The 21394-nt window shown below is 37.9% G+C and carries 26 protein-coding genes; 17 read left to right on the plus strand and 9 right to left on the minus strand.

Going from position 1 to position 21394, the window contains the following annotated elements; genetic code table 11:
* Positions 1 to 13 precede the first annotated feature (13 nt).
* Positions 14 to 1990, minus strand: a complete 1977-nt coding sequence (locus tag JFU24_RS27725; RefSeq protein WP_201250783.1) for a S9 family peptidase — start codon at positions 1988 to 1990, stop codon at positions 14 to 16.
* Positions 1991 to 2181: 191 nt separating this feature from the next.
* On the minus strand, positions 2182 to 2511 hold the full coding sequence (locus JFU24_RS27730; RefSeq protein WP_201224097.1) for a YckD family protein: 330 nt from the start codon (positions 2509 to 2511) through the stop codon (positions 2182 to 2184).
* Between the two features lie 298 nt (positions 2512 to 2809).
* Here JFU24_RS27730 and JFU24_RS27735 point away from each other — a divergent pair, with 298 nt between their 5' ends.
* A complete protein-coding gene (locus tag JFU24_RS27735) occupies positions 2810 to 2956 on the plus strand; it encodes a lmo0937 family membrane protein (RefSeq protein WP_116820598.1) in 147 nt (48 codons plus the stop codon).
* Positions 2957 to 3066: 110 nt separating this feature from the next.
* Here the strand turns inward: JFU24_RS27735 and JFU24_RS27740 are convergent, their stop codons facing one another.
* Both JFU24_RS27740 and JFU24_RS27745 read right to left on the minus strand, forming a co-directional pair.
* The gene (locus tag JFU24_RS27740) at positions 3067 to 3987 is read right to left on the minus strand and encodes an NAD(P)/FAD-dependent oxidoreductase (protein ID WP_201224099.1); all 921 of its coding nucleotides are present in this window, start codon (positions 3985 to 3987) and stop codon (positions 3067 to 3069) included.
* A 145-nt stretch (positions 3988 to 4132) separates the two neighbouring features.
* The gene (locus JFU24_RS27745) at positions 4133 to 4456 is read right to left on the minus strand and encodes a winged helix-turn-helix transcriptional regulator (protein ID WP_053346472.1); all 324 of its coding nucleotides are present in this window, start codon (positions 4454 to 4456) and stop codon (positions 4133 to 4135) included.
* A 273-nt stretch (positions 4457 to 4729) separates the two neighbouring features.
* Between JFU24_RS27745 and JFU24_RS27750 the strand changes: the two genes are divergently transcribed.
* The 3 genes from JFU24_RS27750 (at position 4730) to JFU24_RS27760 (ending at position 7426) form a co-directional block, all read left to right on the plus strand.
* Positions 4730 to 5809: a nitric oxide synthase oxygenase gene (locus JFU24_RS27750; protein WP_201250784.1), complete on the plus strand. Its 1080-nt coding sequence runs from the start codon at positions 4730 to 4732 to the stop codon at positions 5807 to 5809.
* Between the two features lie 59 nt (positions 5810 to 5868).
* Positions 5869 to 6141, plus strand: coding sequence for a hypothetical protein (locus JFU24_RS27755; RefSeq protein ID WP_201185293.1), 273 nt, complete (start codon positions 5869 to 5871; stop codon positions 6139 to 6141).
* A 346-nt stretch (positions 6142 to 6487) separates the two neighbouring features.
* Positions 6488 to 7426: a magnesium transporter CorA family protein gene (locus tag JFU24_RS27760; RefSeq protein WP_201250785.1), complete on the plus strand. Its 939-nt coding sequence runs from the start codon at positions 6488 to 6490 to the stop codon at positions 7424 to 7426.
* Positions 7427 to 7457: 31 nt separating this feature from the next.
* On the opposite strand, the gene JFU24_RS27765 is transcribed toward JFU24_RS27760, so the two are convergent.
* Positions 7458 to 7652 (minus strand): hypothetical protein, encoded by a 195-nt coding sequence (locus JFU24_RS27765; protein WP_201224103.1) that lies wholly within the window; start codon positions 7650 to 7652, stop codon positions 7458 to 7460.
* A 100-nt stretch (positions 7653 to 7752) separates the two neighbouring features.
* Here JFU24_RS27765 and JFU24_RS27770 point away from each other — a divergent pair, with 100 nt between their 5' ends.
* Positions 7753 to 7914 (plus strand): hypothetical protein, encoded by a 162-nt coding sequence (locus JFU24_RS27770; RefSeq protein WP_162878628.1) that lies wholly within the window; start codon positions 7753 to 7755, stop codon positions 7912 to 7914.
* 36 nt (positions 7915 to 7950) lie between these two features.
* On the opposite strand, the gene JFU24_RS27775 is transcribed toward JFU24_RS27770, so the two are convergent.
* Positions 7951 to 8085, minus strand: a complete 135-nt coding sequence (locus tag JFU24_RS27775) for a YuzL family protein (protein ID WP_098176396.1) — start codon at positions 8083 to 8085, stop codon at positions 7951 to 7953.
* A gap of 98 nt (positions 8086 to 8183) precedes the next feature.
* On the opposite strand from JFU24_RS27775, the gene JFU24_RS27780 reads away from it, so the two are divergent.
* Positions 8184 to 8435 (plus strand): YkuS family protein, encoded by a 252-nt coding sequence (locus JFU24_RS27780; RefSeq protein ID WP_056520657.1) that lies wholly within the window; start codon positions 8184 to 8186, stop codon positions 8433 to 8435.
* A gap of 45 nt (positions 8436 to 8480) precedes the next feature.
* Here the strand turns inward: JFU24_RS27780 and JFU24_RS27785 are convergent, their stop codons facing one another.
* Entirely contained in the window at positions 8481 to 8933 is a 453-nt protein-coding gene (locus JFU24_RS27785) for an OsmC family protein (protein WP_201224104.1), read from the minus strand.
* A gap of 266 nt (positions 8934 to 9199) precedes the next feature.
* On the opposite strand from JFU24_RS27785, the gene JFU24_RS27790 reads away from it, so the two are divergent.
* The 3 genes from JFU24_RS27790 to JFU24_RS27800 are packed head-to-tail and all read left to right on the plus strand — an operon-like array spanning position 9200 to position 11561.
* Positions 9200 to 9961, plus strand: coding sequence for an SDR family oxidoreductase (locus JFU24_RS27790; protein WP_201250982.1), 762 nt, complete (start codon positions 9200 to 9202; stop codon positions 9959 to 9961).
* Between the two features lie 24 nt (positions 9962 to 9985).
* Positions 9986 to 10513, plus strand: a complete 528-nt coding sequence (locus tag JFU24_RS27795) for a hypothetical protein (protein ID WP_201250786.1) — start codon at positions 9986 to 9988, stop codon at positions 10511 to 10513.
* Positions 10506 to 11561 carry an alpha/beta fold hydrolase gene (locus JFU24_RS27800; protein ID WP_242485405.1) on the plus strand — a complete coding sequence of 352 codons (1056 nt, stop codon included), beginning with the start codon at positions 10506 to 10508 and terminating at the stop codon, positions 11559 to 11561. The genes JFU24_RS27795 and JFU24_RS27800 overlap by 8 nt, the downstream gene beginning before the upstream one ends.
* 189 nt (positions 11562 to 11750) lie before the next feature.
* Here the strand turns inward: JFU24_RS27800 and JFU24_RS30890 are convergent, their stop codons facing one another.
* The gene (locus JFU24_RS30890) at positions 11751 to 11873 is read right to left on the minus strand and encodes a hypothetical protein (RefSeq protein WP_274608152.1); all 123 of its coding nucleotides are present in this window, start codon (positions 11871 to 11873) and stop codon (positions 11751 to 11753) included.
* 453 nt (positions 11874 to 12326) lie between these two features.
* Between JFU24_RS30890 and JFU24_RS27805 the strand changes: the two genes are divergently transcribed.
* From JFU24_RS27805 to JFU24_RS27820, 4 genes are read left to right on the plus strand one after another with little or no spacing between them, the layout of a single operon-like run.
* Complete coding sequence (locus JFU24_RS27805) at positions 12327 to 13304, plus strand: ring-cleaving dioxygenase (protein WP_201224106.1); 978 nt, start codon at positions 12327 to 12329, stop codon at positions 13302 to 13304.
* A 24-nt stretch (positions 13305 to 13328) separates the two neighbouring features.
* A complete protein-coding gene (locus JFU24_RS27810) occupies positions 13329 to 14276 on the plus strand; it encodes a ring-cleaving dioxygenase (RefSeq protein WP_201185281.1) in 948 nt (315 codons plus the stop codon).
* A 5-nt stretch (positions 14277 to 14281) separates the two neighbouring features.
* Complete coding sequence (locus tag JFU24_RS27815) at positions 14282 to 14896, plus strand: alpha/beta hydrolase (protein ID WP_201225151.1); 615 nt, start codon at positions 14282 to 14284, stop codon at positions 14894 to 14896.
* A gap of 14 nt (positions 14897 to 14910) precedes the next feature.
* A complete protein-coding gene (locus tag JFU24_RS27820) occupies positions 14911 to 15519 on the plus strand; it encodes a flavin reductase family protein (RefSeq protein WP_053348102.1) in 609 nt (202 codons plus the stop codon).
* A gap of 162 nt (positions 15520 to 15681) precedes the next feature.
* Here the strand turns inward: JFU24_RS27820 and JFU24_RS27825 are convergent, their stop codons facing one another.
* Positions 15682 to 17040: an IS1182 family transposase gene (locus JFU24_RS27825; RefSeq protein ID WP_201180978.1), complete on the minus strand. Its 1359-nt coding sequence runs from the start codon at positions 17038 to 17040 to the stop codon at positions 15682 to 15684.
* Positions 17041 to 17712: 672 nt separating this feature from the next.
* Between JFU24_RS27825 and JFU24_RS27830 the strand changes: the two genes are divergently transcribed.
* The 4 genes from JFU24_RS27830 to JFU24_RS27845 all read left to right on the plus strand — a co-directional run bounded on the left by JFU24_RS27830 (position 17713) and on the right by JFU24_RS27845 (position 21142).
* Positions 17713 to 18156 (plus strand): CoxG family protein, encoded by a 444-nt coding sequence (locus tag JFU24_RS27830; protein ID WP_053346460.1) that lies wholly within the window; start codon positions 17713 to 17715, stop codon positions 18154 to 18156.
* Positions 18157 to 18340: 184 nt separating this feature from the next.
* Positions 18341 to 18604: a metal-sensitive transcriptional regulator gene (locus JFU24_RS27835; protein ID WP_053346459.1), complete on the plus strand. Its 264-nt coding sequence runs from the start codon at positions 18341 to 18343 to the stop codon at positions 18602 to 18604.
* Positions 18605 to 18852: 248 nt separating this feature from the next.
* The gene (gene cls, locus JFU24_RS27840; protein ID WP_056520642.1) at positions 18853 to 20310 is read left to right on the plus strand and encodes a cardiolipin synthase; all 1458 of its coding nucleotides are present in this window, start codon (positions 18853 to 18855) and stop codon (positions 20308 to 20310) included.
* An 82-nt stretch (positions 20311 to 20392) separates the two neighbouring features.
* Entirely contained in the window at positions 20393 to 21142 is a 750-nt protein-coding gene (locus tag JFU24_RS27845) for a (S)-benzoin forming benzil reductase (RefSeq protein ID WP_201250787.1), read from the plus strand.
* The last annotated feature ends 252 nt before the right edge of the window (positions 21143 to 21394 follow it).

Consider the following 21394-nt stretch of genomic DNA (forward strand, 5'->3'; position numbering starts at 1 on the left):
CAGAGTTTTGTTTTTAAAAATATTTATTGAACCAACCTTTGATTTCTTCAACATGTTGAAGACGCATCTTTGGAGAACCGCTTCGCGATACTTCATGGGTTTCTCCTGGAAATGAAACGAGTTGAGCTTCTTTCTTTTGTCGTTTTAAAGCAACAAAAAATTGTTCGCTCTGTTCAATTGGGCATCGATGATCCTTTTCGCCATGCAGTAAAAGCAAAGGGGTATTCACATTAGAGACATACTTTAAGGGCGAGTGTTGCCACAATTTATCCGCCGAGTCAAAAATATCACCCTCAATTTCCCACTCCGTAAAATAATAGCCAATGTCGCTTACGCCATAAAAGCTTAGCCAATTACTGATGCAGCGCTGAGTCACAGCTGCCTTGAAACGATTCGTATGACCGACAATCCAGTTTGTCATGAACCCTCCGTAACTGCCGCCGGATACTCCTAATTTTTCATGGTCTATAAAATCATAGGTCGCTAAAGTATAGTCTACAGCGGCCATTAAGTCCTTATAATCCATTCCTCCATAATCTCCTCGACATGCATTAACAAAGTCCTGACCGTATCCCACACTCCCACGTGGGTTGGTGAATAAGACAGTATAACCTTCATTAGCCAATGTCTGGAATTCGTGAACGTAACTATTAGCATACATCATATGTGGCCCGCCATGGATTTCTAAAATGAGTGGATACTTTTGGTTGTCTTTAAATTCGGTCGGTCTCATAATCCAGCCGTGGATGGTAAGCCCATCAACAGATGGAAAAGAAATAGGTTCAGGTTGTGATAAATATTTATGCTGTAAAAATTCATCATTTACAAAACTGATTTGTGCTTTTTCTCCATTCGTAAGGTTATAAACAAAAAGGTCACCGGGATGAACAGGTGTACTGATGGCGACAATGGCACGGTGACTTTCAGGATCTATGGTTAGACCGTATATATGCTGTGGGTCAAGGATTGATGGATACATGGCTCCTTCAATCGATCCATAATAAACTCCGGTATTTCCATAATCGCTTATTAAAAAATAAAAGCCTTGGCTATCGTTTGTCCATAAAATTCCTGGGTCTACTGCCCCAATTTGGAAATCGCCGATTGCAGAATCTCCTATTTGAACGTCCCATCCTTCCGTCAGGCACTGTATGGTTTGATCAAACATAGAGTATAGCCAAATTTTTGAAAAGGTAGCCCCGGCAAACTCTTTGTTATGACCAATGAAGGAGAGATACTGACCATTTGGAGACCACTTCGGATCTTTAAAAAAACCAGAACTGCCCGTTATTTTCTTTGAAGATTTTGTTTCAAGATCCATGATAAAAATATCGCTGAAAAGATCGTCATCGCTTTTTTCAGCTTCTCCGCATATGTAAGCAATCTTCTTCCCGTCAGGAGACCAGGCATTTGGGCGATAATCGATGTTATTTTTTGTTAGCAAGATGGTTTCGTCTTTTTCTATATCTACTATAACAAGCTGTTGATATAGCTGATCAAAATAGCCTCTGCCATCCCATTTATACTTAAGTTGGTCATAGCGCTGAACTTCTTTGGACAGGTCCTTTTCTTCTTCCACAGTAAAAAGGGCTTCACCCTCCTTTAACCCGGTTGAAAGTAACAGCTTTGTAGAGCACGGGGACCAAATCGGATTTGTTGCTCCGTTGATAAAATGGGTTATTTGTTGAGATTCCCCGCCAACGGTAGAGATTAAATGGACTTGTTTTTTTCCTGACCGGTCTGATATAAAGGCTATATTCTTTCCATCTGGGGACCAGCATGGAGATGTGTCTCGGTTTTCTCCAAATGTCCATTGCTGTGTTTCATTCGTAATCAAGCTGAACATATACAAGTTGGAAACGTATTTTTCTGTTTTTTCATCAATTCTTGTTTGAACATAAACCGCCATGCTACCATCAGGTGATAACTTTGGATCGGTCGCTGATTTCAAGTGGAATAAGTCTTTTGCTGCTATTCCTATTTTGTTCATGCTTTTCACCCTTTCATGTTTCTCATAGTTATGTATTTCGCTAAAGAGAAATATAAACCCTTTAGTAAATATTTAACTCTTAAGTATTATTTATTGAGAAACGAAGGATTTGAAAAAATCCGACCTTTTTATAATGGACGGATTGATCAAGATATATGGATAAATAAATTGTTAATAGGTTGTTTCCTTGATTAATTAGACTTGTGTTGTGTATGTGGACGGTGAGGCGGAATTTGGAAATTGTGTTCTTCCATCATTTTATAATGCTTTTCAAAGTGTGAAAACATTTTATCGGCTTCTTCCTTGGAAAGTGCCCCGAACTCTACGTATTTTTCAATTAATTTCTTTTTGTCCGCCAGAATCTGCTGTTGGATTTTTGCGAGTTCTGCCTTTTGGGCATCGGTGAATTGTACGCTTTCTGGTTTATCAGATTTTTGAGTATCCATTGCTGAAGCCGGGTGATTCAAACTTAACAAGAATAGAGAACAAACGGCAAAACAAATGACTAAAAACTTTTTCATGAATAAACGTCTCCTTTGTTATTTGTCTTATTAAAGCTGTGGAACCTATTTAAAAAACTTACTATTGTGCCTTCTAGTAGGTTTCTCAGCTGCAGGAAGAATTACTTTATACCTTTTTATCTTTTACAGCATTAACAGATATATGTAATATTTTTCTGTTCATTCGCTAGATGGTTTGTAAGTGGCAGAAATGGGTAATGTAAATTTAAGGTTGAAACTTTTGCAGGAACTCATCATCACGGAAGTGAAATTTATGGAGTCAGATGATGAATATGACTGAGAAGAAAGGAAGATTATAATGTTTTGGACGATAATAGGGGCATTAATATTAATATGGGTACTTGGTTTAGTGTTTAAAGTGGCCGCGGGCTTTATTCATATATTGCTTATCATAGCGGTCATTCTTATACTTGTTAAGGTTTTTCAAGGGAGAAGACGAGTGTAGATTTACTTGCGATTCGATGGTCATACGCAATAGCATTTATAAGTGTACAAATACAAAGAGCGCCCTCGCATATAGGGCGCATTTTTGAGTTTTCTATAAGTTAACTTGCTTTAATCCATATAAGGAGGTGGCTCACCCATCAGTCTTTTGTGTATCCATATTGCTGCCTGAGTCCCGTCTCCCATGGAAATGGTGACTTGTTCGGAATGGGCAACAAGGTCGCCACCAGCCCAGACACCGTTAATATTAGTTTCTTTTGTACGTGGATGGATAACGACGTGATTACTATCATTTACCTTCACACCTAATTGCAAGGCAAGATTATTATTCAGTTTGTTACCTTTAAAAGCGGTGAATGCCTTTTCAGTTTCAATTATTTTCCCATTTACTAATTGAATCGCTGTCAACTGTTGTTTAGCATCAATAATTGCTTCTTGTACTTCTTCTTCGTATACAGGAATCTTATTTTCCTCCAGCTTTTTTCTATACTTATCATCAATTTTTGATTTTAAGTGATTTACGTAAACGATATCTTTTGACCAATATAATAGAGTAAGGGCCATACCTGCACCCGCATTTCCCCCGCCGAGAACCACCGTTTGCTTATTCATAATTTCATAACCATCGCAGTCGGGGCAAATATAGGTGGATGTTCCAAGAGTGGGATAGAGGTTTTTAATCGGAGGGATGTTATCGGTAATGCCTGTTCCGAGAAAAATTGTTTTTGCTTGGTATTCCAGGCTATTCGCTGTACGAATGAAAAACTTGTCCTGTCTTTTTTCCAGTAATGTCACAGAATCATTAAAGAATTCGACACCGAATTTTTCTGCGTGCTGTCTGCCGAGACGTCTTAATCGGCTGCCGCTCACTCCGTCTGGCCATCCAAGTATATTATGGTAAGCCTTAGCTATTGTAGATCGGCCGTGTGCAGAATCAATTACGATAATATCATGTTTATATCTACCGAGCTGAATGGCTGCTTGGATACCGGCGATTCCCCCGCCAATAATAATGCAGTCTGCTTGCTTCATAAATTCACCGCCCATAATTTTAGGAATAAACCTAGTTTTATTCTTTCTGTAAAAAATATACCACCAGACATAGATCGGTAAACTATTGGAAGACATAAAAAGAGGATGATCGCCATTTGCGACCTTCCTCTTTTTCTTGCATATGCTATTGATTCTGTATTGGTTCGAGCCATTCTTGTGCCCAGTGTTGAATTTCAGTCATTACGGGCGCAAGAGCTTTGCCTTTTTCTGTTAAAGAATATTCAATCCTGACAGGTGTCTCTGGATAAACGTCTCTTTTTACAATACCTTCAAATTCCAAGTCCTTTAAACGTTCAGAAAGAATCCTGCCACTGATTGGGAAGGCAGATTCAATATTACAAAACCGTTGAGGGCCAGTAAGCAATTGATTGACAATCAATCCAGTCCAACGTTTACTCAAGATTTGCATGCCTTTTTCAAATCGCGGACAAAGTGTCGTATTATTCATCATATCACCCCATTATTATATATTATAATGCATTTACCGCTTCTGTAACAACTTTACCGAATATTATTTAGTTACTAGAGACGTTTTAGTATAAAAAATATATTAGCTTACTTAAGGTATAATATAAGATGTTAGAAAAATTTTCGCCTCGAAAATGCCACATTTTAAAAGAAATGATCATTCAAAAAGAAGTTCCTTTAGAGATAAAATGAGAAATGTGGTACTTTATTAGTGAACTAAAAGTTTGTGTAAATGGAAGGATTCGTGGGATAGATGAGTGATTTACTGCAAGAGGCCGTATCCTTTATCAGGAAATGCTATTCAGAATTAGTAAAAACAGAAGAAGAAACGAATAGTAGAATTGAACATATTAAAAAGGAAATTATAGATACAGGTAGATATGAACATACATTAGAAGAATTAGAACATGGTGCTAAATTAGCATGGCGTAATAGCAATCGCTGCATTGGTCGCTTTTTTTGGGAGTCGTTGAGAGTGATTGATAAAAGGATGCTTCAAAGCGAAGAAGTTATTTCATCCGCTCTTTTTGAACATATTGGTTACGCTACGAATAATGGAAACATCAGACCTGTGATTACGATTTTCAAACAAAAAGATGATGAAAAAAAGGTGGATATTTGGAATCACCAGCTTATCCGCTACGCAGGGTATGAAACAGAACATGGTGTTATTGGAGATCCAAGTTCAGTAGAATTTACGAAGCAATGCCAAGCATTAGGGTGGGAAGGGAAATTTGGATCTTTCGATGTTTTACCACTTGTAGTCCAGTTGGACGGAGAAGAACCGAAACTTTATGAAATTCCTAAAGAGCTAGTTAAAGAAGTTCCAATCAGCCATCCTGAATTTTCCTGGTTCACAGATCTTGAGATTAAATGGTATGCAGTTCCAATCATTTCAGGCATGAGACTTGAAATCGGCGGTATTACATATACTGCTGCACCATTTAATGGCTGGTATATGGGGACGGAGATTGGTGCGAGAAACCTTGCAGATGAGGATCGCTACAATATGCTTCCCAAAATAGGCGAGAAGATGGGTTTGAATATTAAACGAGAATCTAATCTATGGAAAGATCGAGCCTTGATTGAATTAAATGAAGCGGTCCTTTATTCCTTTAAAAAATATGGCGTTAGCATTGTGGATCACCATACAGCCGCTAAACAGTTCAAGAAATTTGAGGAAAGAGAATCCTCTTGTAACCGAAAAGTAACGGGGGATTGGACATGGTTAATTCCCCCAGTATCACCAGCTACGACACACGTTTTTCATAAACCGTATAACAATGAAATAATAAAGCCGAATTTCTTTTATCAAAAGCCTCCATATAATTAGAGGTTTACGTTAACTTACACTGGGTATATTTATATTAATCCAACGTAAGGAGGAAGGTAATGATGGCATTAGGAAGAAACGTAGTATTGCTAGGAGTCGGAGTTGCCGGAGTCTCGTTTTTATCAACAAAAACGAACAGAGGAAAAGTGAAGGATATATGGTCCAATGCAAAAGATAAGACTATGAGCTTATGGCAAAAAAAACATTCAGATTTGGATCCTTTAATTGAAAAGGCAGGTCACCCGGATCCATATGATCATGAAGATAATAAAATGGTTGACGAAGGCGCTATGTACAGTGTGAACTACTATAATAATGCGAAGCATGGATAATTAAGTGAAGAATCGCTTGGGGATGTCCCCAAGCGATTTTTTTATGATATTATTCTTTGGCATATTTATAAAATTTCTTGCTTTTAAAAGTTAATAATCAGAAAATTCTAAATTTATATTAGGTAGTTTCAAGGTGGGAAATTCGTTATTGTGCTTTATTGGAATAAGGATTAAGATAAAAGAATCGAAAGGAAGTGGATACAAGTGAGCAGCAGTTCTTATGATCCTGAACCCAGAAAGCAAGAGGAAGCCAATATGATGCTAGACGTCGAGACTGTTATTCTTCCTGAGTATCTGCTCGAAGAAGGTAAATAGTGCTTTCTCTATAGAAGAGGAGGTCAACTAAATGATTGAAATCTACAAGACGAATGAAAACCGTATTCTGAATAAAACCGGGGAAATGACAAAAGGTTCTTGGGTGAACATTGTTACACCGACAGAAGCCGAAATTGAATATATATGTACGACTTTGCAATTACCGATTAATTTCATGAAAGATCCGCTAGATGATGAGGAACGGCCACGAATCGAAAAAGAAGATGATAATGTGTTAATTATCGTCGATTTTCCTTATTTGACTCAAGACGAAGCGAACCTGCCTATCTATGAAACGATTCCCATTGGGATGATCTTTACCAAAGACTGTTTTATTACAGTATCATTAAAAGAGACTCCTATATTAACAAACTTTAAAAACAATAAAATCAAAGGGTTTTTTACAAACAAGAAGACAAGGTTTGCCTTGCAATTATTATTTGAAATTTCATCTTATTATTTACGTTATTTAAAACAAATTAACAAGATGACTAATGAAGCGGAACGTGAATTGCACCAGTCAATGAAAAACAAAGAACTATATACATTCTTAGCATTGGAAAAAAGCCTGGTTTATTTTACGACATCATTGAAATCTAATAGGGTTGTTCTTGATAAAATTCTCCGTTTTAATTATTTGAAAATGTATGAGGAAGATAAAGATTTACTAGAGGACGTAATTATCGAAAATGCACAAGCTATTGAAATGGCAGAAGTGTATCTATCGATTCTTAGCGGGATGATGGATGCGTTCGCTTCCATTATATCCAATAATGTTAATAATGCTATGAAGTTCCTAACATCAGTTACGATTATATTAACACTCCCAACCATGGTGGCGAGTTTTTACGGAATGAATGTAGAACTCCCGTTTGAACATAGTTCGTTTGCATTTATCTTTACTTTATTAATTGCTATTACTTTAGCGGGTACAACAGCATTTATTTTTTGGAAAAAGAAATATTTTTAAGGTTAACCGGCTTACAAGTAAGCCGGTTTTGTTATGATTCCTCAAAATATTCTTCAAAGCCTTCACTGCTTATTCTATCGGTATAGGGGTTCTTATCCGTTACATTCTTTGTATCTAAATTTGTTTTAATGACTAGTCTGGGGCTTTGTGATGATTGCGCAATGATACGGTCATTTAAATCCTTAAAATCTGGTAACTCCTTATTGCCGGGATTGTTTGGTTCCAAAAAAATCACCTCCACTTGTATCTTTGGAAAAAATGATGCAATGTATTCATGAATATGCTCGTTGATGGAAATCATAAAAGAACAAGAGGAGGAGATTATGATGACTACATGGAATGAGCAGGCAGCTCCTGATAATAATTTAAAGGCAACTGATATAAAACCAGAAAGAGCTGTAAAAGCAAAATCGAAAACAATGATCATTGATGAAGATCAATTGAATGATGTGAAAATTCAACAGGAAATCATGAAACAGAATATATAATAACAAAATGGGCCTAGTTTTAGGCCCATTTTGTTATTATGAACGTTTCTGCTTTTTTTGTGATGAGGATTGGGTAAAGGAACCAGTTTCTTTCGTTGTTGTACCTTGTCCCTCTATTTGTGAAGAACCTAAACGAGTTTGCGATGCGTCTTTTTTATTTTTTCCATTCATATTTATCACCTCGACATTACTTTTCCTATTTCCTTTGCATCCTATACATATATTGAAGGTAAAAAGGACAGCTTAGCAAGTAGAGGAGGTGTGTGTTGATGTCAAAAATCGGTGTTGAAGAATCATTAACGAATATTCAGGAAGCACTTCGTGAAAAAGGTTTTGATGTTGTAGAGATTAAACAAGAAGCTGACGCAAAAAACTTGGACTGTTGTGTGGTAACAGGTTTGGAAACTAATGTGATGGGAATAATCGATACTTCATCTAAAGCTTCTATCATAGAGGCAAATGGTTTATCGGCTGATGAAGTGTGCCGCGAGGTTGAAAATAAAATTAACTCTATTCAATAGTACAAAAAGTGCCTAACCCTCTATAGGGTTAGGCACTTCTTCTGTTCAGGGCTGAGCTATGGAAATAGTAGCGATTAATTCAACTTCTACATTGCCTTTGATGGCTCGGGAAATCATACAACTTGATTCCGCTTTTACTGCAAGTTTCCGGGCTTTTTCTGCCTCCTTTTCCGATGTAATGGATGCTAATACGAGAGTTGGCCGATGAATGATTTTCTTGTAAGTGAATACACCATTCGTAACATCCACTAAGGCTTCTGATTGCATAGTCAAACTGACCTTTTCAATTTTACTTCGCTCTAACATGGCAGCAAAGGTAATGATATAGCAAGTCGAAGCTGCTCCGAGCAGCATTTCATCCGGATTAGTTCCAATCCCAGGTCCTTCCATTTCGGTTGGCACGCTTATTTGGGTCTGAAGATTCCCCGATTGAATCGTGCCGATATCATTTCTTCCGCCTGGCCATTCCGCGCTTAAATGAAAGTGATGCATCGTCATATCTAAAACCTCCTTAATATTCTTTTAGTGTAAACGAATAAACAGGGTATGTATTCGATTTTGCTCGTAAATCAGGAAGTAATCTCATACATATTGAATTCATATGGAAAGCAAAAATTAATAAAGCTAGTGAAACAAAAAGGCAGAGGCATTAGGCTATTTTAAGCACCATAATGGATAGGCTTTTCTATAATAATATAAATCGCTTTATAAAAAGATAGATATTTCATTACGGGAGGGTTGATAAGTTGACAACATTAAGTAATATGTTCGATTTAACGAATAAAACGGCTATTATTACCGGAGGCGGTAGAGGGCTAGGCAAACAGATAGCTTTGGCGCTGGCAGAGGCAGGAGCTAATATTGTTATTGCCTCACGCAATCTTTCTGTATGTAAAGAGGTTTGTGATCACCTACAATCATTAGGAATTAAAGCGATCGCCTTTGAATGTGATATTACCAATAAGAGTGACATCGAACATGTTGTAAAAGAAACTGTTTCTCAATTCGGTGCCATTGATATTCTTGTCAATAATAGCGGTACATCTTGGTCAGGCCCGCTATTGGATGTTCCTGAGGATAAATGGGAGAAAGTGTTGAAGGTAAATGTTACGGGTACGTTCTTGTTTTCGCAAGCTGTAGCAAAGGTCATGTTACAGCAAAAGGCCGGTAAAATCATTAATATTGCATCTGTGTCGGGTCTTGGCGGTTCGATACCTGAAGTATTGGATACCATTGCTTATAACACAAGTAAGGGCGCTGTGATAACAATGACTAAGGATCTAGGGGTTAAACTTGCTAGACACGGGATTCAAGTCAACGCGATAGCACCAGGCTTTTTCCCGACTAAAATCACAAAAAAAATCCTTGAAGAATCCAACTTTGACATCGTAGGTCAAACTCCGGCTGGCCGGTTTGGTAATGAAGAGGATTTAAAAGGAGCCGCCGTTTTTTTAGCCTCGAAAGCGTCCGATTATTTGGTTGGACATGTTTTAATCGTTGACGGAGGTATAGCAGCATTAGCATAATCCGAGAAGAGAGGAACGATATATATGGCAGAAAAATCAGATTTATATAAAGAGCTAAAAGTGTTTGGCAAACAAAAAGAGCAACAGTTGAATAGTAAAATTCAGGAGTTAATAAATAATAGGGAGTTAATAGAATCAGTTAGTAGAAGTTCACAAATGCAGGTTCCAGAGATAATAAAGATGCAGGAGGCCTCAGAAAGAAGGTCCATTATCATGAATTATCCCACAAAAAAAGATGTAGCCAATATTGCGAAATTAGTCCTCCAGCTCGAAGAAAAAATTGACAAATTAGAAGAGCTACTTTCCACTGTAATTCCACAAAGGGATGGGTTTCTTAGAAGTCAACCTTCTTTGAGTGATTTAGGGGTCGTTTATTCATTAGGTAGTAAAAAAATGAACTCAAGAGAGGAATCTAATAAAAAGGAAGTTAGTAAAAAAATGAACTCAAGAGGGGAATCTAACAAAAAGGAAGAGAATAGAAAAAGGATTTTAGATTTAATAAACCAATTACAAGATTTAAAGTTTGTTGGACAGGGGAATAGAAATGTCTAAACGAAAAGTGCCAAAAAATCAACCTGAATCGATTTCTAAATGGAAACATTTTTCGGATATTCCCAATCAGCCTATGCCGGAAATGGGATTAACACCAAAAATTTCGGTGTGGAAAAAAAATAAATCTACACTTTGGTATTATCCGGCGGTAAAAAAAAAATATAACGTGCCGGTTTTTCTAATTTATTCACTCATCAATACCCCGTTAATTCTCGATTTAGCTCCAGGTAATAGTTTAATAGAAGCTTTTGTAAATGAAGGGTTTGAAGTGTATTTGCTTGATTTTGGAAGTCCAGGCTATGAAGATGGGGACATCTCGATTGATGATTATATCGTCGATTACATTCAAAAAGGAGTCCAGCGCGCATTGCGACACTCCGGAGCGTCAGAGATAACTGTGATGGGTTTTTGTCTTGGAGGTACAATAGCTGCTATGTATGCGGCTATTGCAGACGAGCCTGTTAAGAATTTAATTCTCTCCGTTACACCTATAGATTTTAGTGCCTCCCAATCTTTTGATCAATGGCAAGCTGCAATAAAAGATGGTACCGCAGATTTTGACGAGACGATTGACATTTTTAAAACGATCCCAGCTAGTGAGGTTAAATATGGAATCCGCTTGATCACATCACCTATCTATATATCACCCTATCTGTCTTTATTAAATCAAGCTGATGATGAAGAATATGTTCAACATTGGCGTCGATTCAATGCGTGGACAAATGGACACGTGCCTTTAGCTGGAGCGACTGCAAAACAGATAGGTCAAGATCTTGTGATAAACAATCGTTTGGTTAAGGGGAGTTTAAGAATCAGAGGAAAAAAAGCTAGGCTATCCAATATTGACGCTAGTGTATTAGTATCAGCAAATGAAAATGACCGTCTGGTACCGCAGGAAATGATTAATCCGGTTATGAAGCATTTGACTTGTAAGGATAAGACGTACATTCTCCTACCAAGTGGACATGCTTCCAAGGAGTATGTGAGTGGACTCCCACTTTACCTTAAGGAATGGCTTCCGAAGCGATCCTCTCCAATAAATAATTAACAGTTTTTGAAGGGAGATGTATGATGTACGTGGTAAATGAATATGAAAATTTTAAAATTATGCCAATTATAGGTTATTTAGGGTTTGCACCTGTAGTATTCACAAGATTTTTTGGAACAATTCCAGATTATATCGGTTGAAAATAGTAGGGCTGGCTCGGAAGTTGAGCCAGCCCTACTACTTTATGAGTTATATTTTTACTCGATCTTCAAGTGGGGAGAAGGTTTTATCACCTGGATAGGCAGTGGGTTTTCCAAATGGCATCGGTGCAGTCAGCTTCCAATTCTGATGAATGTTCAATGTCTTGCTCATTTCGACACCAATTTAGGGATTATAGTGCTGAAGGTCTGCTCTGAACCCTTTAATTTCTAAGGCTGTCCAAACGACAAACTGAAAAATACCTGACGATTAGTTGGACCAAATCGGGAAGTTTTCAGCATACAATTTAAATGGCTCTTGAAGACCTTTAATAAAAGCCTGATAATCAACAAATAAAAACTTACCATATCCATTTTCATTTTCTCTACTGATTGTCTGAAATTTTTTTTATAATAAGTAGAAATAAATGGTCGTATTTTTTTCATAGTATTTTCTATAAGTGAAAGGCAAGAATGGTTGACAAAAATATCACTCTAGTTTATCTTTAAATCAAGATATTTGGATTAAAAGTATTGTTCTTTATGCTGATACCTCGAAGTCGAGATATTAATCACAGGTTAATTTATCTCTCTAAAGGGGAGATATATATAGAAAGGAGTGGTGTAGATGGAATTAAAAGGATTGCATCACGTTTCGGCGATTACGGCTAGAGCGGGTGGGAATTTTGATTTCTACACGAAAACGTTAGGGTTTCGATTAATCAAAAAAACGGTGAATCAGGATGATATTCGTGTGTATCACTTATTTTACGGAGACGAGGCAGGTTCTCCGGGGACAGAACTAACGTTTTTTGAAATACCTCAAGCTGCCCGTACACATGAGGGGAACAATAGTATTTCAGAAATTGCTCTAAGAGTGAAAGATAATAAAGCGCTGGATTTTTGGAAAAAACGGTTTGTAGAATATAATGTTGAGCACGGCGAAGTAACGACTCGTTTTCAACGACAGGTACTTGCATTTAAAGATCCAGAAGGGCAGAGACTACTACTGGTTTCCGATCAGGATAATAAAGGCGTTCACGGAGGAGTGCCATGGGATAAGAGCCCGGTACCGAAGGAATTTTCTATCCTTGGATTAGGACCAGTTAAGCTTACAGTTCCTAATATTGAACCGACTGAAAGAGTACTTACTGAGGTGTTGGGGTTCAGGAAATCAGGCGCTTATTCATCATCTATAAGGGGTCAAAGCAAGATTATCGTTTATGAGACAGGCAAAGGTGGAACTGGTGCAGAAATTCATATTGAAGAGCGGAATGACTTGCCGCGTGAACGACTAGGAAGGGGAGGCGTACACCATGTTGCCTTTCGTGTCGATAACGAAGAAGAACTGAGAAAATGGATAGCAAAATTAAATGAATCAAGTTTAATAAACTCTGGGTTTATTGACCGTTTTTACTTTCGTTCCCTCTATTTTAGGGAACCAAATGGTATATTGTTTGAACTAGCAACAGACGGACCTGGTTTTGCAACGGATGAAGAAGAGCAATACCTAGGAGAGTCTTTGGCCTTGCCACCCTTTTTAGAATCAAAAAGAGCGGATATAGAGGCGAATTTAAAACCACTAAATACAAAATCTACATTTTAATTGAATTGAAAGGTGGTTGACACCATGCGAAAGCAGACAAAAGGAATTCATCATATAACCGCCATAGTAGGTAATCCGCAAGAGAATGTGGATTTCTATGCAGGGGTATTGGGAATGCGAATGGTGAAAAAAACTGTGAATTTTGATGATCCAGGTACCTATCATTTATATTTCGGAGATGAATCAGGTTCACCTGGCTCCATCATCACTTTCTTTCCGTGGCCTGATGCATACCAAGGAAGAATTGGTTCCGGACAAGTAGGGATTACGACATATGTCGTTCCAGAAGGATCTATTGAATTCTGGGAACTACGTTTATCCAAATTTAATATTGAATTCGAGAAAGCCACCCGTTTCGGAGAGGAATATCTCGAATTTAACGATCCTCATGGTTTGCACCTTGAACTTGTCGCTCGTAAAGAGGGTAAAAATAGCGAGTGGTCATTTGGCGGTGTGCCTGCTGATAAGGCGGTCAAAGGGTTCGGTGGCGCGATATTATTGACGGCAAAACCGGACAAAACGATGAAATTATTAGAAGAAGTGATGGGATTGAAGAGAATTGCAGAAGAAGGGGACTTTATTCGCTTCAAATCCAATTCAGACATCGGGAATTTGATTGATATCAAAAAAACTATTATGCCAATTGGGAAAATAGGAGTAGGGACAGTACATCATCTCGCATGGCGTGCGAATGATTTTGATGATCATAAGGATTGGAGAGAGCATATCGGAAGCTTTGGCTATGGAGTGACACCTTTTACGGACCGTCAATATTTCGATGCCATTTATTTCCGTGAAGAAGGCGGCATTCTTTTTGAAGTTGCCACAGATCCACCCGGATTTGCTCACGATGAATCGAAGGAAACAATGGGAAGTAAATTAATGCTGCCACAATGGTTGGAAGAAAAGCGAGAAATTATGGAAAAAACGTTACTTCCGGCTGTACCAAGGGTTCTTAAGGAGGATATATAATGTTAATGAAACATATTTTTGAAAAAGGAAGTAATCCAGGAGCTCCGTTACTTTTGCTTTTGCATGGTACAGGGGGAACGGAAACAGACCTTTTACCATTAGTAGAAATGGTTTCACCAGGTTCATCCGTATTGAGTGTGCGCGGAAATGTTCTTGAAAACGGTATGCCACGTTTTTTTCGAAGGTTGGCTGAGGGTATTTTTGATGAAGAGGATTTGATTTTTCGTACAAAAGAGCTTAATGACTTCTTGGATATAGCAGCCGAAAAGTACGATTTTGACCGTGAGAATGTGGTAGCATTAGGTTATTCTAATGGTGCTAATATCGCTGCAAGTTTGATGTTTCATTTTGAAGGGGCATTAAAAGGGGCAATTCTTCACCATCCAATGGTTCCTAGACGAGGGATGACTTTGCCGTCACTTTCCGATGTACCTATCTTTATTGCCGCTGGGAAAAACGATCCGATTTGCCCGGCTCAAGAAACGGGTGAACTTTTGCAACTCTTACAGCAAGCAGGTGCGACAGTCGACATTCACTGGGAAAATCACGGACATCAGTTAACACGATCAGAGGTCGAAGCAGCTAGTTCATGGTTTCAAAAACATTTATTTAAAGATTGAAAGAGGGAGAGAAGATGATTTCAGTAAATCCTGAAGGTCTAAGTGAACGGGAAAATTATAAATTTTTGACTGGAAGTATTATTCCAAGACCCGTAGCCCTTGTTACCACACAATCTGAAACTGGAGTATTCAATATAGCGCCGTTTAGTTTTTTTAATATAGTCAGTTCTAATCCTCCAATGATTTCAGTATCCGTTCAAAGGAAAAAAGGAGTGTCAAAAGATACTGCACGAAATGCGATTGAAACCGGTGAATTTGTTGTTCACATCACTGATGAAGACAATGTTGTAGATGCAAATCAAACTGCAGCAGAACTCCCAGCTGAGGAAAGTGAATTAAGGCTAACTAATTTCACGACGACGGCTAGTGATAAGGTTGCGGTTCCTGGGTTACGAGAAGCGAAGGTACGCCTTGAATGCAAACTTGAACGGGCTATACCATTAGCAGGTTCATCAGATAAACCAGGTTGTGATTTGTTGATAGGGAAAGTAGTGTGCTACCATATCAAGCAAGACATCTATCACAATGGTCGAATTGACCAAAATGGACTCAAACCGGTAGCCCGGTTAGCTGGTCATACGTATACTAAACTAGGCGAGTTATTTGATCTTGAACGTCCTTAAAAATCACATTTGGATAAAACAAATGGCGACATCTTTTTTAGATGTCGCCATTGCAGTTTGTAGACAAAAGGGGTCCGGAATTAAAACATTCCGAACCCCTTTTGAAATTCCCTTTGAATTTTGCTCAAGATTAAGAGATTGGGCCTCTACGAGCCCACTTTATTAAGCCATTCTTGGACCTTGCCATGTCCAATTGGCTATCTTCTTTAAATTCATGGCAGCGAAAGTAAGCATCGCCTGCATCGACAATTTTTTAAGTCCCCTTAAAGTAGTCCAACGCATACCATGCTTTTCTTTTGCATCTGCGAATACACGCTCTATTGTTTCTTTACGTTTCGCATATATAGGTTTTACATCCTTGTGATGACGCAGATGATCTGCTTCTTCCATATAATTTTGCCAGATATGGCGTGTCACCACTTTTTGATGGTCTTTGCTTACTGTACACTGTGATAAAAATGAGCATGTCGCACAAGTGTGTTTGGGTGATTTGTACTCGCGATAGCCCTCTTTATTTGTTGTTGAGTACTTTAAAATCTCGCCCGATGGGCAGAGATAACAATCAAAATGTTCATCGTAAACATAGTCATGCTTGCGAAAGAACCCTTCTTTTGTTCGTGGACGTGTATAGGGTAAAGCTGGTGTGATTTCTTTCCCAAAAAGGTAGCTTGTAATGGCTGGTGTTTTGTAAGCTGCATCTGCGGCAACAGCTTCAGGTTTTCCAACTTTCTCAATCACTTGTTCAACAAGAGGCTCTAAGATATGACTATCATGCGTATTTCCCGGTGTTACAATCGTCCCCAGCACAAAACCGTTGCGGTCCGCAGCCGCATGAAATGAATAGGCAAACTGTTTTGTTCGTTCATCTTTTACATAGTAGCCACTCTCAGGGTCAGTTGTACTTTCTTTAATTTCTTTGGTTTCTTCTTTATCAAATTTATCCGGTGGAAAAGGCTTCTTTCCATTGTTTTCACGATCTTGATTTATTTCTTCTTGAAGGCGTCCTTGATATGCTCGTGTTTCCTTACGAACGATTTTCTTTTCGAATTTTCGCTTATTCGCACTGGCTTTCACATGTGTTGAATCAACGAATACGTGCTCTGCACTTATTAACTTTCTTTCTGAAGCTGTCATTAAGATACGATAAAAAATCCGTTCAAACAGGTCTGTATCTTTAAAGCGACGCTCATAATTTTTCCCGAACGTTGAGAAGTGAGGTACTTTATCATGGAAACCGTAACCTAAAAACCAACGGTAAGCCATATTCGTTTCAACTTCTTCAATCGTTTTACGCATCGAACGAATACCGAAGGTATATTGAATGAATGTCAATTTAACTAAAATAACTGGATCAATACTTGGGCGCCCTATCTCTGAATACATATCTTTCACCAAGTCATAAATGAAAGTGAAGTCAATGGCTCCCTCAATTTTACGAACCAAATGGTTCGCTGGCACCAGTTGATCCAAAGTGATCATTTCAAGTTGATCTCGCTGAATAGAATTATGTTTCGAAAGCATCGTCATCACCTCAAGTTTTAATACTTCTATATTAAAACAAAAAGGACTGTAGGCAAAAGTGGTTATATCTAATTGTTAAAACAAAGTTGATTGGAACGGAAGGTGCGAGACTCCTGCGGGAAATGCGTGTCCAAGGGAGACCCCACAGGCGCAAAGGCGCCGAGGAGGCTCCCTGACCGCCCGCGGAAAGCGAGTGCCTGGAGTGGAAATCAACGTCGAATTTTTACACCCCTCAAAAAAACTGTAGACAAACTCGATTTTCATCGAGTTTGTCTACAGTCTGAAATGGCGACATCTTTTTTAGATGTCGCCATTGTTCTTACTGTTATTTTTTAAGATAAAGACTTTATTCATGTAGTTACATGTATTTTTTGTTTGTCCCTTAGTGGGGTAAGTAGACCCTTAATGCCTAATGCCGACAGGAGTATGCTGAATGCAAGTGCATTTATCTTTTGGTATAGCAAGTAACCCTGTTAAATCAACATTTTTATTTTAGGTTCCATGTATCTTTTGACGTATCATCTGTCATTGCAGTCCTTCTTTTTAAATGGTCAAAATTGCAAGCGATATTGAGAAATTTGTTTCGGACTCTTTTCTAATATCAGGTCTAACCTAAAAGCTGCAATGAATACATTAAAAAGATGTAAGTAAAATGATTAAGGGGGAACTCAGTTGTCAGAAGGATTACATAGTATCATCTTACCCGTTTCAATTGAAAATGTATGGGGGTTTGTCAGTGTCATTGATCTATGGGCGCCTCTGGTCCCAGGATATATTAGTCATGAGATAATAAATGATGAGACACTCGTATGGGAGTTTAAAAGCGATTTGGGATTAATGAAAAAGAAAATTAAACTTGAAGTTGATATATTAGAATGGAACGAACCTAATAAGGTAACATTTAACCTTCGGGGATTAAATGAAAAATTTGATGGATATGGTTACTTTTTTGCTGAACAGATCGGGAAAGGACAGACTAAGATGACTGGTTGTCTTGCGATAATGGCTAAAGGAGCTAAAGCGCCGATTGTAAATGCGTTGTTAAAATCCTACGTTCCCCAAATGACTGTTGAATTTTCAGAGGCTATTGCACAAAATCTCCTTGTACAAAAATAGAGTATTTACCTATCGAATAAGGGTTATTTGAGATAAATACTTGACAAGTATACCTGAGAGGTATGTATTATGAATTGTAAGGCGATAAGATTATTTTTTTACATTCATTCCATATGGGACTAAACGTGGATGATATGCCTGATAAGAATAATAAGTTACAAGGGATAGGAGGTCAACCTCACACATGGAATATGAAAAGCAAATGAAAAATAGAGTTAAACGAATTGAAGGACAGCTTCGTGGGATTTTGAAAATGATGGAAGAAAATAAAGACTGTAGAGATGTCGTAACACAGTTATCTGCCACTCGATCTGCAATCGACCGTACAATTGGTGTAATTGTGAGCTCCAATCTTGTAGAATGTGTCCGGGAAGCTAATGAGACAGGTGAAAAGAACCCTGAAGAACTTGTTAAAGAGGCAGTTAATTTATTAGTGAAAAGCCGATAAAATAAATGAGTTAAATACAATGTATCCTGTATATTGCAATGAAAGTTTGTATAAGAAGATTAAAAGTCACCCTGGCAGTTATGGATGTTTTAAGGGTTGGTTCGAAAATACTTAAATAGAGATAGGCCCCTACAGGAAGGGGCCTATTTTTGCGAATTTTTGTTTTCTTTTTTCTAATAGGCAAATCCTTTGATATAAAGAATTTGCATGTTATCCTTAAAGGGATAAAAATTGAGTGAGGGTATGCTATGGAATTTACGCATGTTACATCGGTTTTGTTAGGCCTCGTTATTATTCTTAATATTCTATTTGCAACGATTGTTATATTTTTTGAAAGAAGAGAAGCCAGCACGACCTGGGCTTGGTTATTGGTGTTATATTTTTTACCTGTAGTCGGTTTTATTTTATATCTTCTTTTTGGAACAAGTTTGAGGCACGCTCACTTATTCCAATGGGAGGATAAGAAAAAAATTGGGATTGAAGAAATCCTTGATAAACAGATGGAAGAGCTTTCTACGGATCACTTTCCTTTTCGAAATACCTCTTCGAGCAATTACCGTGATTTGATTTATATGCACCTTCGAAATAATGATGCAGTTCTGACGGAAGATAATCATGTCGATATTTTTTCGGATGGAAGAAAGAAGTTTGAACAGCTTTTTAAAGATATCGAAGAGGCAGAAAACCATATACATATACAATATTATATTATTCAAAGAGACGGTCTCGGAAAACGGTTCATTGAGGCTTTGACGAAAAAAGCAAATGAAGGTGTCAAAGTCCGCCTGCTTTATGATGAATTAGGGTCAAGGGGAATGACAAAAAGTTTTTTCAAGGACTTTAGGCAGGCAGGCGGCAGAGTGGAAGCATTTTTTCCATCCAAGTTAAAATTTATTAATTTACGTTTGAATTTCCGTAATCATCGAAAGCTCGTCATCATAGATGGAAAAGTAGGGTATGTTGGGGGCTTTAATGTCGGAGATGAATATTTGGGGCTTAATCCAAAGTTCGGTTATTGGCGTGATACACACCTTAGAATAAAGGGATCGGCGGTCAAAGCCATTCAAACTCGTTTTATTCTTGATTGGAATCAGGCTTCAAAAAATCATGATATTATTTATCAGCCACATTATTTTCCTAATTTGAAGCCTCAGGGTAATATTGATTTGCAAATTGTGACAAGTGGTCCTGATTCTGAATGGGAACAAATAAAAAATGGCTATATTAAATTAATTTCTTCAGCAAAGAAATCGATTCTGATTCAAACACCTTACTTTATACCGGATGCTAGTTTATTGGATGCACTCCGGATTGCCAGCTTGTCAGGGCTGGATGTGAAAATCATGATTCCAAATAAACCTGATCATCTTTTCGTTTATTGGGCAACAACCTTTAATGCAGGGCAGTTATTAAGAGCGGGGGCTAAGGTATACATCTATGATAACGGTTTTATACATGCGAAAATGATTGTTGTGGACGAAGAGGTCTCTTCGGTCGGTACTGCTAACATTGATGTCCGGAGTTTTAAATTGAATTTTGAAGTCAATGCCTTTATTTATGATGAAGGAATGGCCGAAACGCTGACGAAAAATTTTTATAATGATGTAGAAGTTTGTAGACAACTAACAATTGAAGAGTTTGAAAAACGTTCAAAGTGGATTCGTTTTAAAGAGTCCATAGCAAGGCTGTTATCACCCATTTTATAATTTTTATTCGGAGCAGCCAAACATTATACGGGCTGCTTCTTTTGGTACAATAAATAATAATCAATGAAAGGGAGGAATTGTGGTGAAGACTTTTATAATCACAGGAGCTTCGAGAGGATTAGGTGCAGCTATTGCTAAGCAATGCTTGAAGAAGAGTGACCATTGTATTTTATTATCCCGTACAGCTCATCCTGAAATGGTGGAAATAGCTGCTCAATCCGGAACAAAACTTACTTTTATTTCCGTTGATTTAATTGAAATTGAGCAGCTTACTTCGTTAGTCAATAAGATTCTTGAAGAGGTCGATGAAAAAAGCGAGATTTACTTTGTTAATAATGCTGGTGTAATTGAACCAATCAAGCCGGTAGGAAATCTGGGACAGGAAAGTTTGGAAACCAGCATGCGAGTAAATTTTATGGCACCAGTAGTATTAGCAGATGCATTCGTTAAACGAACAAAGCATTGGGACCGAAAGAAGGTTATGGTCAACATTTCTTCAGGAGCAGCGAAAAATCCCTATCATGGCTGGGCTGCCTACTGTAGTACAAAGGCGGGACTTGAAATGTTCACCCGTGTTGCAGGATTGGAACAGGATAAGGCGCCTTTCCCTATGACTCTCATATCTTTTTCACCAGGTGTAATGGACACAGGGATGCAAGAAACAATTCGTTCAGCTAATGAACAGGACTTTTCCGACAGGGAAAAATTTCATAACTATAAAGAAAAAGGCACTCTAAGAAGCCCAGAATTCGTTGCGGAAAAACTATTGGAGCTACTCGAAGTGGATGAGTTGGAAAATGGAAAGTTTTACGATATTAAAAGTTTACTTTGAGGTATAGAAGAAAAGCTGGGATGGAAACTTAGCAAATAGTATTAAAGGTAAGAGGTTGTCCTTTTGGACAGCCTCTTTTCATTTTAAACAGTGATGATAATATATTTTTCTCTTTGTACACTTCTCTCATTTTGACAAGGTTCTATCTATGTAAACCAATTTTCTTTGCTTCATATGCTTTTCGAAGTACATTTCATAAAGAGCGTAAGTAGTTTGCAGCCAGATCAATAGAAATGGTTTTGTTGACATTTT

The sequence above is a fragment of the Peribacillus sp. TH27 genome, from assembly GCF_016650915.1.
GTDB lineage: Bacteria > Bacillota > Bacilli > Bacillales > DSM-1321 > Peribacillus > Peribacillus butanolivorans.

Coding starts and splice junctions, on each gene's coding strand:
- JFU24_RS27820 (WP_053348102.1), top strand. CDS start 14,911: ATGATTTCAGTAAATCCTGAAGGTCTAAGTGAACGGGAAAATTATAAA.
- JFU24_RS27755 (WP_201185293.1), top strand. CDS start 5,869: ATGATGGCATTAGGAAGAAACGTAGTATTGCTAGGAGTCGGAGTTGCC.
- JFU24_RS27735 (WP_116820598.1), top strand. CDS start 2,810: ATGTTTTGGACGATAATAGGGGCATTAATATTAATATGGGTACTTGGT.
- JFU24_RS27760 (WP_201250785.1), top strand. CDS start 6,488: ATGATTGAAATCTACAAGACGAATGAAAACCGTATTCTGAATAAAACC.
- JFU24_RS27725 (WP_201250783.1), bottom strand. CDS start 1,990: ATGAACAAAATAGGAATAGCAGCAAAAGACTTATTCCACTTGAAATCA.
- JFU24_RS27795 (WP_201250786.1), top strand. CDS start 9,986: ATGGCAGAAAAATCAGATTTATATAAAGAGCTAAAAGTGTTTGGCAAA.
- JFU24_RS27740 (WP_201224099.1), bottom strand. CDS start 3,987: ATGAAGCAAGCAGACTGCATTATTATTGGCGGGGGAATCGCCGGTATC.
- JFU24_RS30890 (WP_274608152.1), bottom strand. CDS start 11,873: ATGAGCAAGACATTGAACATTCATCAGAATTGGAAGCTGACTGCACCG.
- JFU24_RS27775 (WP_098176396.1), bottom strand. CDS start 8,085: ATGAATGGAAAAAATAAAAAAGACGCATCGCAAACTCGTTTAGGTTCT.
- cls (WP_056520642.1), top strand. CDS start 18,853: ATGGAATTTACGCATGTTACATCGGTTTTGTTAGGCCTCGTTATTATT.
- JFU24_RS27800 (WP_242485405.1), top strand. CDS start 10,506: ATGTCTAAACGAAAAGTGCCAAAAAATCAACCTGAATCGATTTCTAAA.
- JFU24_RS27770 (WP_162878628.1), top strand. CDS start 7,753: ATGACTACATGGAATGAGCAGGCAGCTCCTGATAATAATTTAAAGGCA.
- JFU24_RS27785 (WP_201224104.1), bottom strand. CDS start 8,933: ATGACGATGCATCACTTTCATTTAAGCGCGGAATGGCCAGGCGGAAGA.
- JFU24_RS27750 (WP_201250784.1), top strand. CDS start 4,730: ATGAGTGATTTACTGCAAGAGGCCGTATCCTTTATCAGGAAATGCTAT.
- JFU24_RS27780 (WP_056520657.1), top strand. CDS start 8,184: ATGTCAAAAATCGGTGTTGAAGAATCATTAACGAATATTCAGGAAGCA.
- JFU24_RS27730 (WP_201224097.1), bottom strand. CDS start 2,511: ATGAAAAAGTTTTTAGTCATTTGTTTTGCCGTTTGTTCTCTATTCTTG.
- JFU24_RS27810 (WP_201185281.1), top strand. CDS start 13,329: ATGCGAAAGCAGACAAAAGGAATTCATCATATAACCGCCATAGTAGGT.
- JFU24_RS27745 (WP_053346472.1), bottom strand. CDS start 4,456: ATGAATAATACGACACTTTGTCCGCGATTTGAAAAAGGCATGCAAATC.
- JFU24_RS27805 (WP_201224106.1), top strand. CDS start 12,327: ATGGAATTAAAAGGATTGCATCACGTTTCGGCGATTACGGCTAGAGCG.
- JFU24_RS27815 (WP_201225151.1), top strand. CDS start 14,282: ATGAAACATATTTTTGAAAAAGGAAGTAATCCAGGAGCTCCGTTACTT.
- JFU24_RS27825 (WP_201180978.1), bottom strand. CDS start 17,040: ATGCTTTCGAAACATAATTCTATTCAGCGAGATCAACTTGAAATGATC.
- JFU24_RS27790 (WP_201250982.1), top strand. CDS start 9,200: ATGTTCGATTTAACGAATAAAACGGCTATTATTACCGGAGGCGGTAGA.
- JFU24_RS27835 (WP_053346459.1), top strand. CDS start 18,341: ATGGAATATGAAAAGCAAATGAAAAATAGAGTTAAACGAATTGAAGGA.